The sequence below is a fragment of the Pseudomonas sp. J380 genome (genome assembly GCF_009827115.1).
GTDB lineage: Bacteria > Pseudomonadota > Gammaproteobacteria > Pseudomonadales > Pseudomonadaceae > Aquipseudomonas > Aquipseudomonas paracarnis.
Map to the genome: position 1 here is coordinate 2,028,611 of NZ_CP043060.1, position 14,478 is coordinate 2,043,088.

Here is a 14,478-nt window from a genome sequence, read left to right on the forward strand (position 1 = left end):
CAGGAAACCCGCCGTATCGTTGACGTTTTTCGCGAGCAAGCTCGCTCCTACAGGGACCATGCAAGCCTAGCGCGGCACCAGCTCCAGGCATACCGAATTGATGCAGTAGCGCAGGCCCGTCGGCGGTGGGCCGTCCGGGAACACATGCCCCAAGTGTGCATCACACTTGGCGCAGGTGACTTCGGTGCGAATCATGCCGTGGCTGACATCGCGGATCTCGACCATCGCGCTGTCGGCGATCGGCTCATAGAAACTGGGCCAGCCACAGCCGGAATCAAACTTCGCCTTGGAATCGAACAGCGGCTCGTTGCAGCAGATGCAGTGGTAGACGCCGTCGGTCTTGGTGGCGTTGTACTTGCCGCTGAACGGTCGCTCGGTACCCTTGAGACGGCACACGTTGTACTGCTCCGGATCGAGCATCGCCTTCCATTCATCTACAGTTTTCTGCAACTTATCCATCGGTACACCTCGGCAACTGAAAAACCCTGATCTGTGTCTTTTCCATGGATCAGGCGGCACGTATGATTGCGCCTCTTCAAAACGCCAGTCTGGCACCCGCGCCATCGGCATTCAAACGTATTTATGGGTGCGGGCCGTGCAGGCTTCACCCTACGGTAGTGCCTACGCCGTCGGGATCGTTCATTTTCAGGATCACATCGCCATGCAGGTCAGCAAATCGAACAAGCTCGCCAACGTCTGCTATGACATTCGCGGCCCGGTGCTCAAGCACGCCAAACGCCTGGAAGAGGAAGGCCATCGCATCCTCAAGCTGAACATTGGCAACCCGGCGCCGTTTGGTTTCGAAGCGCCGGACGAAATCCTTCAGGATGTGATCCGCAACCTGCCGACCGCCCAGGGTTACAGCGACTCCAAGGGCCTGTTCAGCGCGCGCAAGGCGGTGATGCAGTACTACCAGCAGAAGCAGGTCGAAGGCGTCGGCATCGAGGACATCTACCTGGGCAACGGCGTGTCCGAGCTGATCGTGATGTCCATGCAGGCGTTGCTCAACAATGGCGATGAAGTCCTGGTGCCAGCCCCGGATTACCCGCTGTGGACCGCCGCCGTGACCTTGGCGGGCGGCCACCCGGTGCATTACCTGTGTGATGAGGGCGCCGACTGGTTCCCGGACCTGGCCGACATCAAGGCCAAGATCACGCCCAACACCAAGGCCCTGGTGATCATCAACCCGAACAACCCCACTGGCGCCGTGTACTCCAGGGAAGTATTGCTGGGCATGCTGGAACTGGCGCGTCAGCACAACCTGGTGGTGTTCTCCGACGAGATCTACGACAAGATCCTCTACGATGACGCCGTGCATATCTGCACCGCCTCCCTGGCCCCGGACCTGCTGTGCCTGACCTTCAATGGCCTGTCCAAGTCCTACCGCGTGGCGGGTTTCCGCTCCGGCTGGATCGCCATCTCCGGCCCCAAGCACAATGCGCAAAGCTACATCGAAGGCATCGACATGCTGGCCAACATGCGCCTGTGCGCCAACGTACCGAGCCAGCACGCGATCCAGACCGCCCTCGGCGGCTACCAGAGCATCAACGACCTGATCCTGCCCCAAGGTCGCCTGCTGGAGCAACGTAACCGCACTTGGGAGCTGCTCAACGCTATCCCCGGCGTGAGCTGTGTGAAGCCCATGGGCGCGCTTTACGCGTTCCCGCGGATCGACCCGAAAGTCTGCCCGATCCTCAACGACGAGAAGTTCGTGCTCGACCTGCTGCTGTCAGAAAAACTGCTGGTCGTGCAAGGTACCGCCTTCAACTGGCCATGGCCGGATCACTTCCGCGTGGTGACATTGCCACGTGTGGATGACCTGGAGATGGCGATTGGTCGCATCGGTAACTTCCTGAAGTCCTATCGCCAGTAAGGCAATTGACGCTGTACGACTCTCAAAGGGTCGTACAGCGATTATCTGGCAACACTTCTGTGTCACTTACTTGCGGTTGTACTTCATTTGGCCCCTGCCTATGACGTGCCCCCTATAATCACGGGGCGACAGGGTAGCATCGGGTCGAGCAAGGCTGACAATACAGGTCGGAAAATCCCTTCAAGGCCCTACGCCAACGGTGTAGGACACAGTTTGAAATAGTCCCCCGGTTGAATCACCCCATGCCGCACCTTATATACCCCGCAGTGAGCGACATATTAAGCATGAGGAGAATTCTACAACCATGATGCGCATCCTGCTGTTCTTGGCCACTAACCTGGCAGTCGTACTGATTGCCAGCGTCACCCTGAGCCTTTTTGGCTTCAACGGGTTCATGGCGGCCAATGGGGTTGATCTGAACCTCAATCAGCTGCTGATTTTCTGTGCAGTCTTTGGTTTTGCCGGTTCGCTGTTCTCGCTGTTCATCTCCAAGTGGATGGCAAAGATGAGCACCAGCACCCAGATCATCACGCAACCACGCACTCGCCATGAACAATGGCTGATGCAAACCGTGGAGCAGTTGTCTCAAGAAGCAGGCATCAAAATGCCCGAAGTCGGGATTTTCCCGGCTTATGAGGCCAACGCCTTTGCGACCGGCTGGAACAAGAACGACGCGCTGGTGGCCGTGAGCCAGGGCCTGCTGGAGCGGTTTTCGCCCGACGAAGTCAAGGCGGTGCTGGCCCACGAGATCGGGCACGTGGCCAACGGTGACATGGTCACCCTGGCGCTGGTACAGGGCGTGGTGAACACCTTCGTGATGTTCTTTGCGCGGATCATCGGCAACTTCGTCGACAAGGTCATCTTCAAGAACGAAGAAGGCCGTGGTATTGCCTACTTCGTGGCGACCATTTTCGCCGAGCTGGTCCTGGGCTTCCTGGCCAGCGCCATCGTGATGTGGTTCTCGCGCAAACGCGAGTTCCGCGCAGATGAAGCCGGCGCACGCCTGGCGGGCACCAGCGCAATGATCGGCGCGCTGCAACGCTTGCGCTCCGAACAGGGCCTGCCGGTGCATATGCCCGACAGCCTGACCGCCTTCGGCATCAACGGCGGCATCAAGCAGGGCCTGGCTCGCCTGTTCATGAGCCACCCGCCGCTGGAAGAGCGGATTGACGCACTGCGTCGCCGGGGCTGATAGCGGATGACTCGACAAGGGGCGATCTGATCGCCCCTTTTTTGTGCCTGCTGATTTCACCGCTCTCTGTAGGAGCGAGCTTGCTCGCGAAAAACTCGCAGGCGCCGCGTTCATTTAGCAAGCACGCGTTATCGTTGACGTCTTTCGCGAGCAAGCTCGCTCCTACAAAAGGAAAAACCCTTTCAGCGCCTGGTCAGCCGATAAGCACGCTCTTCAAGGCGGCTAACACCGTCCTGCACGAACTTCCAACTCTCCCCCAGGATGTCTCGCTCCTCCAACTGCTCCAACGCCCAATACGATCCCAGCAGCACCTGCACTTCATTGTCCGTGACAGCAAAGGGTGGGCCGGCCTTCTGCCTCTGGTCGTAATCGAGGGTAATCAGCAAACCCTGGCAGCCTGAGGGCAGCAAGGCATTCAGGTGCTCGGCGTATTGCGCACGCATCAGCGGAGGCAATGCGATCAACGCGGCACGATCATATATGCCGCGGCAACCGACCAGCGCCTGCGCATTCAGGCTGAAGAAATCGCCACACCACAGTTCGATCTGGCCCGCCTGATAGACCTTGAAGGCGCCCTGCTGACTGACGTGCGGCACAAGTCCCTGCTCGCTGAAGAACGCCTCAACCGCCTGCTCCGATAGCTCCACGCCCATTACCGGGTACCCCTGGCTCTCGAGCCATACCAAGTCCAGGCTTTTGCCACACAACGGTACCAGCACCTTTGCCCCCTCGGGCAACCCCAGCACGGGCCAGTGCCGTTGCAAATAGGGATTGACCTCGCGCTGATGGAAGCCGATCTGATTGCTCGCCCAGCGGTCCTGCCAAAATTCAGGCTGCATGAATCACTCCGAAAATTCGATCAAAAGGCGCTAAAACTTATATTAGATTTAGATCGATGATCTGATTGAAGATGACTCCATCTTAACCCTCAGGACCCTGCTCATGCTCCCCAGCCTGTTTATCTCCCACGGCTCGCCCATGCTGGCCTTGCAACCCGGTGCCAGCGGTCCTGCGCTGCAGCGCCTGGCTGCCGAACTGCCAAGGCCCAAAGCCATTGTGGTGGTGTCGGCGCATTGGGAAAGCCCGGACCTGCTGGTCAGCGGCAGTGCTGCCCCCGAAACCTGGCACGACTTCGGTGGCTTTCCGCGCGAGCTGTTTGCGGTGCAATACCCCGCGCCGGGTGACCCGCAGTTGGCCAGTGAGATCGTCGAACTGCTGCACGCCGACGGCCTGGCTGCACGTATTGACGAGCAACGCCCCTTCGACCACGGCACCTGGGTCCCGCTGTCGCTGATGTACCCGGCAGCGGACATCCCGGTGGTACAAGTGTCCTTGCCCAGCCGCCTGGGCCCGGCTTTGCAGACTCGAGTCGGGCATGCACTCGCGAGCCTGCGCGAACAGGGTGTGCTGCTGATCGGCTCCGGCAGCATCACCCACAACCTGGGCGAACTGGATTGGCGCGCCGGGCCGGAGACGATCACACCGTGGGCCCGGGAATTTCGTGACTGGGTGGTCGACAGACTCGCGGCCAATGACGACGCCGCCTTGCATGACTATCGCCGCCAGGCGCCACATGCCGTGCGCAGCCATCCCAGCGATGAACATTTGCTGCCGCTGTACTTTGCGCGGGGTGCGGGCGCAGATTTCAGCGTTGCGCACCAAGGCTTCACACTGGGTGCCTTGGGCATGGATATCTATCGCTTTGGCTGAAACCGTTATACCTGTGGGAGCTGGCTTGCCTGCTCTCACAGTTGATCGCGTCGGAGCCTAAAACATGAGGCGAAAAAAAATCCCCGAACCAGTCGGGGATTTTTTATGTGCGATCAATCAGCCCAAGGGCGGATCAATCTTCGCGGTAGCGACGCAGCTTGAGCTGCTTACCGGCAACGCGAGTGTCTTTGAGCTTGGCCAGCAGTTTTTCCAGGCCGTCTTCCGGCAACTCCACCAGGGAGAAGCTATCACGCACCTGGATGCGACCGATGGCTTCACGTGCCAGGCCACCCTCGTTGAGGATAGCGCCCAGCAGGTTCTTGGCAGCGATACCATCACGCGCACCCAGCGCGGTACGGCAACGAGCACGGCCTTCAGCCAATGGCACTGGAGCACGACGCTCACGGTCACCACGGTCTGGACGGTCACCGGAACGCTCTGGACGATCACCGCGTGGCGCGCTGTTCGGAACCAGTGGACGTTCTTTTTCGATGGCTGCCAGGGTCAGGGCCTGACCATTGGTAGCTTTGCGCAGCAGGGCTGCAGCCAGGGCACGCGGGGTGCAACCGATATCGGCGGTCAGGCGGTCCAGCAGGTCGCCGTGGGTCGATTCAGCGTCAGCCACCAGTGGCGCCAGGCTGTTGGTCAGTTTCTTGATGCGCGCATCGAGAACGGCCTGGGCATCCGGCAGGCGGACTTCGGCAACTTTCTGGCCGGTAACACGCTCGATCACTTGCAGCATGCGGCGCTCACGTGGAGTCACCAGCAGCAATGCACGACCTTCGCGACCGGCACGGCCAGTACGGCCGATACGGTGAACGTAGGACTCTGGATCGTAAGGCATGTCAACGTTGAACACGTGGGTGATACGTGGAACGTCGAGGCCACGGGCAGCAACGTCGGTCGCCACAACGATGTCCAGACGGCCATCCTTGAGGGAGTCGATCACGCGCTCACGCTGGTTCTGGGCAATGTCACCGTTCAGCGCAGCGGCTTTGTAGCCTTTGGCTTCCAGGGCGCTGGCCAGGTCCAGGGTCGCTTGCTTGGTGCGCACGAACATGATCAGGGCGTCGAAGTCTTCGACTTCCAGCAGGCTCAATACAGCCGAGGTCTTCTGGTCAGCGTGAACCAACAGGTGAGCCTGTTCGATCGCGGTGACGGTCTGGGTCTTGGTCTGGATCTTCACGTGCTCCGGATCGCGCAGGTGGCGTTCGGCAATGGCACGGATGGACTGCGGCAGGGTAGCCGAGAACAGTACGGTCTGACGGGTCGCTGGCAGCGCCTTGAAGATGACTTCCAGGTCATCCATGAAGCCCAGCTTCAACATTTCGTCAGCTTCGTCCAGAACCAGGTGGTTCACGGTCGACAGGACTTTTTCGTCACGACGCAGGTGGTCGCACAGACGGCCCGGAGTGGCGACAACGATCTGTGCGCCATTGCGGATTGCCTTGAGTTGTGGGCCCATAGGCGCGCCGCCGTAAACGGCCACAACAGTTACACCCGGCATTTGCTTGGCGTAGGTTTCAAAGGCGGTTGCTACTTGCAGCGCCAACTCACGGGTTGGCGCCAGGATCAGGGCTTGCGGCTCGCGCTTGGCAGGATCGATGCAATGCAGAATAGGCAGGGCGAACGCGGCGGTTTTACCGGTACCGGTTTGCGCCTGGCCAATCATGTCCTTACCGGCCATGATGATCGGGATCGATTGCTGCTGAATCGCCGAAGGTTCTTCGTAGCCGGTCGCTGCGACGGCTGCAAGAATATTCGGGTTAAGATTAAAAGCGGCGAAGCCGCCGGTTTCCTGGGTCATGGGTCTGCCTCTAAGTGCATCCGCAAAGACCCATGCTCCAAAGCTGCGCATGCCGTGTTGAGACTCAAGAGTCGCCCTGGCTGCTTTGTCGGCGGGGATTTGCGAAAACGAATGAATGAAAAAGATTCGTCAAGGAAGAGTCCGCTGTGCGGACGTGCAGCCGAAGCTGACTTCGGGGAATTGCGCTACCTAAACGCGGCCCGGTTAAAGGCCGGCGCGCACTATACCGGAAATAGCTGAAAAAGGGAGCTTTTTTTATCGCCAGGCGCCGATAAACCGCACTGGGTCACGCGCTTTGCAGATCCATGCGCCAGGGTCTATTTTTCAAAGGCCCGGCCCTGTTGGTTATCGAGCTTAAACGGTTCACCCACCCATTGAGACCCTTTGGTCTGAAACCTCACCTGCGCCCCGAGGGCACACCCGATGAATCAAGCCAGCAGTAGCCGTGTCAGCCGCGCACTTGAGGGCCATGTTCTATTGCTAGGCCTGGACCGCGTGGCCAAGCGCAACGCCTTTGACCTGGATTTGCTCAATGAACTGAGCCTGGCCTATGGCGAATTTGATCGAAACGATGACGCACGGGTGGCCGTGGTGTTTGCCCATGGCGATCACTTCACCGCAGGACTGGACCTGGCCAATGTCAGCGGCGTAATGGCCGGCGGCTGGCAACCGCCGCTGGGAGGGTGCGACCCGTGGGGGGTGTTTGCCGGCCCGCGCGTGAGCAAGCCGGTGATCGTCGCCGCCCAAGGTTACTGCCTGACCATTGGTATCGAGTTGATGCTGGCGGCGGATATCAACCTCTGCGCCAGCAATACCCGCTTTGCCCAGATGGAGGTGCAACGCGGCATCTTTCCGTTTGGCGGCGCGACATTGCGCTTTCATCAGATTGCCGGCTGGGGCAATGCGATGCGCTGGCTGCTCACCGGCGACGAATTCGACGCCCATGAGGCCCTGCGCCTGGGGTTGGTGCAGGAAGTGATGGCCAGTGAAGACCTGTTGCCCCGTGCCATTGAATTGGCCAACCGCATTGCCCGCCAGGCGCCGCTGGGTGTGCAGGCAACGTTGATGTCGGCACGCCTGGCGCGCATGGAGGGTGAGGCCGTCGCAGCCGCCGCGCTGCCGCCCATGGTGGATAAACTGCTCAACAGTGAGGACGCCAAGGAGGGTGTTCGGGCGATGGTCGAGAAGCGGCCCGGGGTGTTCAAGGGGATTTGAACAAACTGAATTAGCCGTCGCCAGTGAGAGCCTCTTCGCGGGTAAGCCCGCTCCCACAGGGGATTGCATTTCAACACAGAGTGCAACTCGACTGTGGGCTTGCCCGCGAAAGCGTCCGAACTGACAACTAAGTTGCTGGCCGAATCGCCTTGATCAACGACTGCAACGAATACCCCAATCGCGGCGCCAAGGCTTCGGCGCGGGCTGACAGCGCATCCAGGTCCAACACCTGATCCAGCTCCGAAGGCACCAATAGAATCACATTGCCCTCCTTCACCGGCAGCTCCCAGTAATGCCGGTGGTACAACCCACGCAGCAACGCCGCCCCCAGCGGCTTGCCGTCATCGGTGGCCCACTGGTTGATCACCAGCCAGCCGCCGGGGTTGAGTTTCTTCTGACAGTTTTCCAGGAAGGTCCAGGCCAGATGCCCCACGCCCGGGCCGACATCGGTGTAGAGGTCGACGAAAATCAAATCGGCCGATTCAGCACTGTCGAGCAATTGCAGCGCGTCACCAATGCGGATGTACAAGCGCGGATCGTCATCCAGCCCCAGATATTCAATCGCCAGGCGCGGCACATCGGGGCGCAGCTCAATGGCTTCAACATCCTCCAGCGCCAGGAACTTGAGGCATGCCTGGGTCAACGTGCCCGCGCCCAGGCCGAGGAACAACGCACTTTCCGGCTGTTCATGGCACAACGCGCCGATCAGCATCGCGCGGGTGTAGTCGTACTCCAGCCAGCTCGGGTCAGCAGTGAACACACAGCTTTGCTCGATGGCGTCGCCAAATTCGAGAAAGCGGTAATCAGCCACTTCAAGCACACGGATCATGCCGAATTCATCATGGACTTCGGCCAGCAGGCGCTCGACACGCTCCTCGCTCATCACTACTCCTAAAGGGTTTACCGCACGACAAAGGCGCGATTGTCGGCCAAGCGGCAACCACAGGTCACGCACTAATTGCTGCTAACATTGACGCCCTAACATCCACCTGCAAACGAGTTCATGATGAGCCACCCCTGGAGTCCCGATAGCTGGCGAGCCCTGCCGATCCAGCAGCAACCCCGATACCCGGACGCCGCGCACTTGGAGCAAGTGGAGCAGAGCCTGGCGAGCTACCCGCCCCTGGTGTTTGCCGGCGAAGCCCGCGAATTGCGCCGTCAGTTTGCCGAAGTGACCCAGGGTCGTGCCTTCCTGCTGCAAGGTGGCGATTGCGCCGAGAGCTTCGCCGAGTTTTCCGCCGCGAAGATCCGCGACACCTTCAAGGTGCTGCTGCAGATGGCCATTGTCATGACCTTCGCCGCCGGTTGCCCGGTGGTGAAAGTCGGGCGCATGGCCGGCCAGTTCGCCAAGCCACGTTCGGCCAACGATGAAACCATCGACGGCATCACCCTGCCCGCCTACCGTGGCGATATCGTCAACGGCATCGGCTTCGACGAAAAAAGCCGCGTGCCAGACCCGGACCGCCTGTTGCAGTCCTACCACCAGTCCACCGCCACCCTCAACCTGCTGCGCGCCTTTGCCCAGGGCGGTTTTGCCGACCTGCACCAAGTGCACAAATGGAACCTGGATTTCATCGCCAACTCCGCCCTCGCCGAAAAGTACAGCCAACTGGCCGACCGCATCGACGAAACCCTGGCCTTCATGCGCGCCTGTGGCATGGACAGCTCGCCGCAATTGCGCGAAACCAGCTTCTTCACCGCCCACGAAGCGTTGCTGCTCAACTATGAACAAGCCTTCGTGCGCCGCGACAGCCTGACCAACGATTACTACGACTGCTCGGCGCATATGCTGTGGATCGGCGACCGTACCCGTCAATTGGACGGCGCCCATGTCGAGTTCCTGCGCGGGGTGAACAACCCGATCGGCGTGAAAGTCGGACCGAGCATGAACCCGGAGGACCTGATCCGCCTGATCGACATCCTCAACCCGGATAACGACCCTGGCCGCCTCAACCTCATTGCCCGTATGGGTGCAGGCAAGGTCGGCGACCATTTGCCCAACCTGATCCGTGCCGTGCAGCGCGAGGGCAAGCAGGTGCTGTGGAGTTGCGACCCAATGCACGGCAATACCATCAAGGCCAGCAGTGGCTACAAGACCCGCGACTTTGCGCAGATCCTTGGCGAAGTGAAGGATTTCTTCCAGGTGCACCAGGCAGAAGGCAGCTATGCCGGCGGGATCCATATCGAGATGACCGGGCAGAACGTCACCGAATGCATCGGCGGCGCACGACCGATCACCGAAGATGGCCTGTCAGACCGCTACCACACGCATTGCGACCCACGGATGAATGCCGATCAGTCGCTGGAGTTGGCGTTCCTGATTGCCGAGACCTTGAAACAGGTAAAGCGCTGACGTTTTATCGACGGGGATGACGCCATCGCGGGCAAGCCCGGCTCCCACAGAAAAACGCGTTCAAATGTGGGAGCCGGGCTTGCCCGCGATAGAGCCTTAAAGGCTGACATCCCGGTTCAGCATCGCAGCCCTCAACCGGGCAGCACTGGGCCGCTGGCAATTGAGCTGGATCTGTTCCAGCCCTAGCCAGTCGGCCATCTTTCGCAGGTTCAAGGCCAGCGCCAACATACCTTCCTCATCCAGCCCAGGTTCTTCCTCGTGCACGGCATGCACGGCCAGGCGCCCATGGGCACGCTCGGCCCGCAGGTCGACGCGTGCGGCAATGCGTTCGTTGTGGAGAAACGGTAGGACGTAATAGCCGTACACGCGTCTTTCTTGCGGCGTGTAGATCTCCAGGCGATAGCGAAAGTCGAACAAGCGCTCGGTGCGGCTGCGCTCCCATATCAGCGAATCGAACGGCGACAACAATGCACTGGCCGGCACGTTGCGCGGCAGTTTGGGCGCCGCCAGGCAATACGCCGGTTGTTTCCAGCCCCGCACCTGGCACGCCAGCAGTTGCCCATCCTCAACCAGCTCGGCCAAGCGGTTGCGGCTGTCGGCGGGGTCGAGGCGGAAATAATCGCGCAGGTCTTTTTCGGTGGCGACACCCAATGCAGTCGCACTGTGCAACAGCAAGCCACGCTGCGCTTCACCTTCACTCATGGAGACCCTGAGCACCTCTGCGGGAATAACACGCTCGGGCAGATCATAAAGCCGCTCAAACCCTCGACGACCGGCAACCGTGACCAGGCCAGCGGCGAACAGCCATTCCAGCGCGTGCTTTTCATCACTCCAATCCCACCAGGGACCGGCACGCTCCTCGCGGGTCGACAAGCTACCCGCCCCCACGGCGCCCTGCTGTTCGACGGTGCGCAACACGCGCTGAATCGTCGCCTGCTGCTCACGGCCAAAACGTGCCATCTGCGAATAGATCCCCTGCCCTTGCCGGGCGCGCTCCATACGCCAACCCATCAACGGGTACAGCGCCAAGGGCAGCAGCGACGCCTCATGCCCCCAGTATTCAAACAGAGAACGCCGCCGCCCCAGGCTCCAGGCCGCCTGCTCAAGAATCGATGGGGAATAAGAACCAAGGCGAGAAAACACGGGCAGGTAGTGGGAACGCACCAGCGCATTGACCGAGTCGATCTGTAAAACGCCCAGGCGCTCGATCAAGCGGTTGAGGTGCGTGGCCTTTATCTGTGCAGGCGCCTGGCGCCCGGAAAACCCCTGGGCAGCCAGCGCCATGCGTCGAGCTTGCTTGAGTGAAATACACAGGTCGGCGGGCATGGCGATCTCCATTGAGGCTCGCGCCCTACCCTACTGCATCCGGGCTTATTTTCGCAGCGGGTCTTCCCAGAAATGCCGATGGCTTTCCTGCGCGACGTCTGCGCGATTGAGCCCGATGTCCTTGAGTGCGTCATCGCTCAAGGTCGCCAGCATCTGCCGCTCCTGATGCAACAGTTGCCAACGCGCGAATGTGTGAAACAGCCCGGAAAACGGCCAGTTATCCGTCGATATGAAACCTTTTTGACCTTTCATCTTCTCGCCCTCCAGTGGGGATGACGACAGTGTGTGCCTGGCATTATGATCAATCCAACGAATGTTTCTTATGCATTACATCTCGGAAATTGATCAGTTGTCCGCCTATCCCAGCATCGACACAGACGTGCTGCGCACCTTCGTCGCCATTGCCGACCAGGGCGGTTTCACCCGTGCCGGCGAGACGGTCAATCGCACTCAATCGGCGGTCAGCATGCAGATGAAGCGTCTGGAAGAAGACGTGTTGCAGCGCAAACTGTTCGAGCGCGATGGCCGGCAGGTACGGCTCACGCCCGAAGGCCAGGTGCTGCTGGGTTATGCGCGGCGCATCCTGAAATTGCACAGTGAAGTGTTCAATACCCTGCGCGAGCCGCATATGGTGGGATTGGTGCGCATCGGCACGCCGGATGACTATCTGATGCGCTTTCTGCCAGGGATCCTGAAACAGTTCTCCAAAGCCTACCCACTGATTCAAATCGAAATGCACTGCGAAGCATCGACCGTATTGATGCAACGGCGGGACTTGGCGCTGACCGTGATCAGCCGCGAGCCCGGCAATGATCTGGGTGAGTTGTTGCGTACCGAACGCATGGTATGGGCAGCATCACCGTGCTTTTGTGTGGAGGAGCACGATGCCCTGCCTCTGGCGGTGTCCGGCGACGAGTGCCTGTACACCCATTGGGCACGTGCGGCATTGGACGCGGCCGGGCGAGATTATCGCCTGGCCTATCACAGCTCTAACGGAGCAGCGATCCTGGCGGTGGTGAGTGCGGGCCTGGCGGCGATGGTCAGCATGGAAAGCCTGGTCACCGACGACCTGCGAGTGCTCGGCAGCGACGAAGGCTTCCCGCCTTTGCCGTCGATGAACCTGCGCTTGCTGCGTAACCCGCAGATGACCTCGCCGATCACCGAGTGCCTGGCGGACTACATCGTCGAAGGCTTCAAACTTTAAAGGTAAGCATCACCGCGCACACCACCAAAAAGCCACAGAACAGGCCGCGCAACAGGCGCTCCGGCAAGGCATGAGCCACTTTCACGCCCCAACTGATACTCAGCAGGCCACCCACCGCCAGCGGTAGGCCGATCATCCAGTCCACCTCGTGGTGCCAGGCATAGGTGACCAGGGTCACACCGGTACTGGGCAACGCCAAGGCCAACGACAACCCTTGGGCAACCACTTGAGTAGTGCCGAACACACTGGTGAGTACCGGTGTGGCCACCACCGCGCCGCCGACCCCGAACAGCCCGCCCATGGAGCCGGATGCCGCGCCCAAGACGCCAAGCCAGGGCCAGGAATAACGCATTTGCGTGGTGGGCGGCGCGTTGCGGGTGAACATGCGCAGCAGGTTGTAGGCAGACAGCGCCACCAAGAACGCAATAAAACCAATGCGCATGGCGCCCGCATCCAGCCCCACCGCCCAGATCGATCCCAGCCAGGCAAAGCAAAAGCCGGTCACACCCAAGGGTAAGGCGTGACGCAACTCGATGCGGTTACGTTGGTGATAGCGCCACAGGGCGAGCATCACGTTCGGCACGACCATGACCAAAGCGGTGCCCTGGGCAATTTGCTGATCCAGCCCGAACAACACGCCGAGTACCGGGATAGCAATCAGCCCGCCGCCGATGCCAAACAGCCCACCCACGGTGCCCAACGCCGCACCCAATGCCAGGTACATCACTAGATCCCACACCGCTCGCTACTCCGCAATTCCAAGCTTTGCATGCTACGCAGTCGGCTCTGGCGCGGAAACGCACAGCAACGCACAATGGCTGTGCCAATCTCGCATAAGCGTCGAGCCATGAACCCCAACACCTTGACCGACCAACTCAGCCTGTTTCTGGATGTGCTGGAAGCCGGCAGCTTTTCCGCCGCCGCGCGCCGCCATCCGCTGACACCTTCCGCCGTGGCCCGGCGTATCGACAGCCTGGAGAACTCAGTGGGCAGCCGCCTGTTCCAACGCAGCACCCATGCAGTAGTGCCCACCTCGGCGGGCCTGGCCTTTGCCGAGCGGGCACGACGGATTGTCAACGAGTTGCAGCTGGCGCGGGCTGAAGCGGTCTCGCTGAGCCATGCGCCGGAGGGGTTGATCCGGGTCGATGCGCCCGCAGCATTCGGCCGCCGGCATCTGGCGCCGGTCATTGCGGACTTTTTAAACCTGTACCCAGGACTGGACGTGCACCTGCACTTGATCGACAGCTTTGTCGATATGCAGGGCGCGCATCTGGGCAAGGTCGATCTGGTTCTGCGCGCTGGGCATATTGTCGATACCCGGCTGGTCGCTACGCCGTTGGCGAGCATTGTGCGTATCGCCTGCGCCAGCCCCGCGTACCTGAAAAGCCGTGGCACGCCGGCCCATCCTCGAGAGCTGAGCGAACATGATGGCCTGGACTGGGACGGGCTGGCGCCAATGTTCGCCTGGCGCTTCGAACTGGACGGGCGTCGCACCACCTATCGCCCCCGGCGCATCCGCATGAGCGCCAACAATGCCGAAGCCCTGCTTTCGGGTGCACTGGCCGGGCTGGGCATCGCTCACCTGCCGACCTGGTTGGCCAGTGAATACCTGGTACGCGGTGAACTGTTGCCGCTGTTTTGTGAAGACGGTTTGCCGAGCCCGGAAACCGCCGGCATTTATGCGCTGCGCCTGGAGCAACAGCCCAATGCGCGCAGCCGATTGTTGCTTGAATATCTCAAATCCCGTTTCAGCCCGGTGCCGCCTTGGGATCTGGCATTGCAAAGTGGCTTGGTCTGA

The 14,478-nt window shown here is 60.6% G+C and carries 14 protein-coding genes; 7 read left to right on the forward strand and 7 right to left on the reverse strand.

The features are described 5' to 3' along the window. Positions 1-66 precede the first annotated feature (66 nt). Positions 67-459: a peptide-methionine (R)-S-oxide reductase MsrB gene (gene msrB / locus FXO12_RS08990; protein ID WP_034127154.1), complete on the reverse strand. Its 393-nt coding sequence runs from the start codon at positions 457-459 to the stop codon at positions 67-69. A gap of 202 nt (positions 460-661) precedes the next feature. On the opposite strand from msrB, the gene FXO12_RS08995 reads away from it, so the two are divergent. Both FXO12_RS08995 and htpX read left to right on the forward strand, forming a co-directional pair. Then, on the forward strand, positions 662-1,873 hold the full coding sequence (locus tag FXO12_RS08995; protein ID WP_044273990.1) for a pyridoxal phosphate-dependent aminotransferase: 1,212 nt from the start codon (positions 662-664) through the stop codon (positions 1,871-1,873). 304 nt (positions 1,874-2,177) lie between these two features. Then, positions 2,178-3,065: a protease HtpX gene (gene htpX / locus FXO12_RS09000; protein ID WP_003189904.1), complete on the forward strand. Its 888-nt coding sequence runs from the start codon at positions 2,178-2,180 to the stop codon at positions 3,063-3,065. A gap of 182 nt (positions 3,066-3,247) precedes the next feature. On the opposite strand, the gene FXO12_RS09005 is transcribed toward htpX, so the two are convergent. Continuing rightward, positions 3,248-3,904, reverse strand: coding sequence for a thiopurine S-methyltransferase (locus FXO12_RS09005; RefSeq protein ID WP_057976655.1), 657 nt, complete (start codon positions 3,902-3,904; stop codon positions 3,248-3,250). Positions 3,905-4,007: 103 nt separating this feature from the next. On the opposite strand from FXO12_RS09005, the gene FXO12_RS09010 reads away from it, so the two are divergent. Further along, positions 4,008-4,775 (forward strand): class III extradiol ring-cleavage dioxygenase, encoded by a 768-nt coding sequence (locus tag FXO12_RS09010; RefSeq protein WP_057976653.1) that lies wholly within the window; start codon positions 4,008-4,010, stop codon positions 4,773-4,775. A gap of 133 nt (positions 4,776-4,908) precedes the next feature. Here FXO12_RS09010 and FXO12_RS09015 read toward each other — a convergent pair whose 3' ends face one another. Then, positions 4,909-6,582: a DEAD/DEAH box helicase gene (locus tag FXO12_RS09015; RefSeq protein ID WP_014717677.1), complete on the reverse strand. Its 1,674-nt coding sequence runs from the start codon at positions 6,580-6,582 to the stop codon at positions 4,909-4,911. A 423-nt stretch (positions 6,583-7,005) separates the two neighbouring features. Between FXO12_RS09015 and FXO12_RS09020 the strand changes: the two genes are divergently transcribed. Next, positions 7,006-7,797, forward strand: a complete 792-nt coding sequence (locus tag FXO12_RS09020) for a crotonase/enoyl-CoA hydratase family protein (RefSeq protein WP_034127150.1) — start codon at positions 7,006-7,008, stop codon at positions 7,795-7,797. A gap of 127 nt (positions 7,798-7,924) precedes the next feature. On the opposite strand, the gene FXO12_RS09025 is transcribed toward FXO12_RS09020, so the two are convergent. After that, positions 7,925-8,680 carry a spermidine synthase gene (locus FXO12_RS09025; protein WP_054897896.1) on the reverse strand — a complete coding sequence of 252 codons (756 nt, stop codon included), beginning with the start codon at positions 8,678-8,680 and terminating at the stop codon, positions 7,925-7,927. Between the two features lie 123 nt (positions 8,681-8,803). On the opposite strand from FXO12_RS09025, the gene FXO12_RS09030 reads away from it, so the two are divergent. Further along, positions 8,804-10,150: a class II 3-deoxy-7-phosphoheptulonate synthase gene (locus FXO12_RS09030; RefSeq protein WP_054897897.1), complete on the forward strand. Its 1,347-nt coding sequence runs from the start codon at positions 8,804-8,806 to the stop codon at positions 10,148-10,150. Positions 10,151-10,246: 96 nt separating this feature from the next. Here FXO12_RS09030 and FXO12_RS09035 read toward each other — a convergent pair whose 3' ends face one another. Together FXO12_RS09035 and FXO12_RS09040 are read right to left on the reverse strand one after the other, a co-directional pair. Beyond that, the gene (locus FXO12_RS09035) at positions 10,247-11,476 is read right to left on the reverse strand and encodes a winged helix-turn-helix domain-containing protein (protein WP_054897898.1); all 1,230 of its coding nucleotides are present in this window, start codon (positions 11,474-11,476) and stop codon (positions 10,247-10,249) included. 45 nt (positions 11,477-11,521) lie between these two features. Next, positions 11,522-11,728: a DUF1127 domain-containing protein gene (locus tag FXO12_RS09040; protein WP_034127146.1), complete on the reverse strand. Its 207-nt coding sequence runs from the start codon at positions 11,726-11,728 to the stop codon at positions 11,522-11,524. Between the two features lie 70 nt (positions 11,729-11,798). On the opposite strand from FXO12_RS09040, the gene FXO12_RS09045 reads away from it, so the two are divergent. Further along, positions 11,799-12,680 (forward strand): LysR family transcriptional regulator, encoded by an 882-nt coding sequence (locus FXO12_RS09045; protein WP_054920153.1) that lies wholly within the window; start codon positions 11,799-11,801, stop codon positions 12,678-12,680. Here FXO12_RS09045 and FXO12_RS09050 read toward each other — a convergent pair. Then, positions 12,670-13,419 carry a sulfite exporter TauE/SafE family protein gene (locus FXO12_RS09050; protein ID WP_034127144.1) on the reverse strand — a complete coding sequence of 250 codons (750 nt, stop codon included), beginning with the start codon at positions 13,417-13,419 and terminating at the stop codon, positions 12,670-12,672. The two genes, FXO12_RS09045 and FXO12_RS09050, sit on opposite strands and share 11 nt — an antisense overlap. Before the next feature lie 108 nt (positions 13,420-13,527). Between FXO12_RS09050 and FXO12_RS09055 the strand changes: the two genes are divergently transcribed. Then, on the forward strand, positions 13,528-14,478 hold the full coding sequence (locus FXO12_RS09055; RefSeq protein WP_054920154.1) for a LysR family transcriptional regulator: 951 nt from the start codon (positions 13,528-13,530) through the stop codon (positions 14,476-14,478).

Coding starts and splice junctions, on each gene's coding strand:
- msrB (WP_034127154.1), bottom strand. CDS start 459: ATGGATAAGTTGCAGAAAACTGTAGATGAATGGAAGGCGATGCTCGAT.
- FXO12_RS08995 (WP_044273990.1), top strand. CDS start 662: ATGCAGGTCAGCAAATCGAACAAGCTCGCCAACGTCTGCTATGACATT.
- htpX (WP_003189904.1), top strand. CDS start 2,178: ATGATGCGCATCCTGCTGTTCTTGGCCACTAACCTGGCAGTCGTACTG.
- FXO12_RS09005 (WP_057976655.1), bottom strand. CDS start 3,904: ATGCAGCCTGAATTTTGGCAGGACCGCTGGGCGAGCAATCAGATCGGC.
- FXO12_RS09010 (WP_057976653.1), top strand. CDS start 4,008: ATGCTCCCCAGCCTGTTTATCTCCCACGGCTCGCCCATGCTGGCCTTG.
- FXO12_RS09015 (WP_014717677.1), bottom strand. CDS start 6,582: ATGACCCAGGAAACCGGCGGCTTCGCCGCTTTTAATCTTAACCCGAAT.
- FXO12_RS09020 (WP_034127150.1), top strand. CDS start 7,006: ATGAATCAAGCCAGCAGTAGCCGTGTCAGCCGCGCACTTGAGGGCCAT.
- FXO12_RS09025 (WP_054897896.1), bottom strand. CDS start 8,680: ATGAGCGAGGAGCGTGTCGAGCGCCTGCTGGCCGAAGTCCATGATGAA.
- FXO12_RS09030 (WP_054897897.1), top strand. CDS start 8,804: ATGAGCCACCCCTGGAGTCCCGATAGCTGGCGAGCCCTGCCGATCCAG.
- FXO12_RS09035 (WP_054897898.1), bottom strand. CDS start 11,476: ATGCCCGCCGACCTGTGTATTTCACTCAAGCAAGCTCGACGCATGGCG.
- FXO12_RS09040 (WP_034127146.1), bottom strand. CDS start 11,728: ATGAAAGGTCAAAAAGGTTTCATATCGACGGATAACTGGCCGTTTTCC.
- FXO12_RS09045 (WP_054920153.1), top strand. CDS start 11,799: ATGCATTACATCTCGGAAATTGATCAGTTGTCCGCCTATCCCAGCATC.
- FXO12_RS09055 (WP_054920154.1), top strand. CDS start 13,528: ATGAACCCCAACACCTTGACCGACCAACTCAGCCTGTTTCTGGATGTG.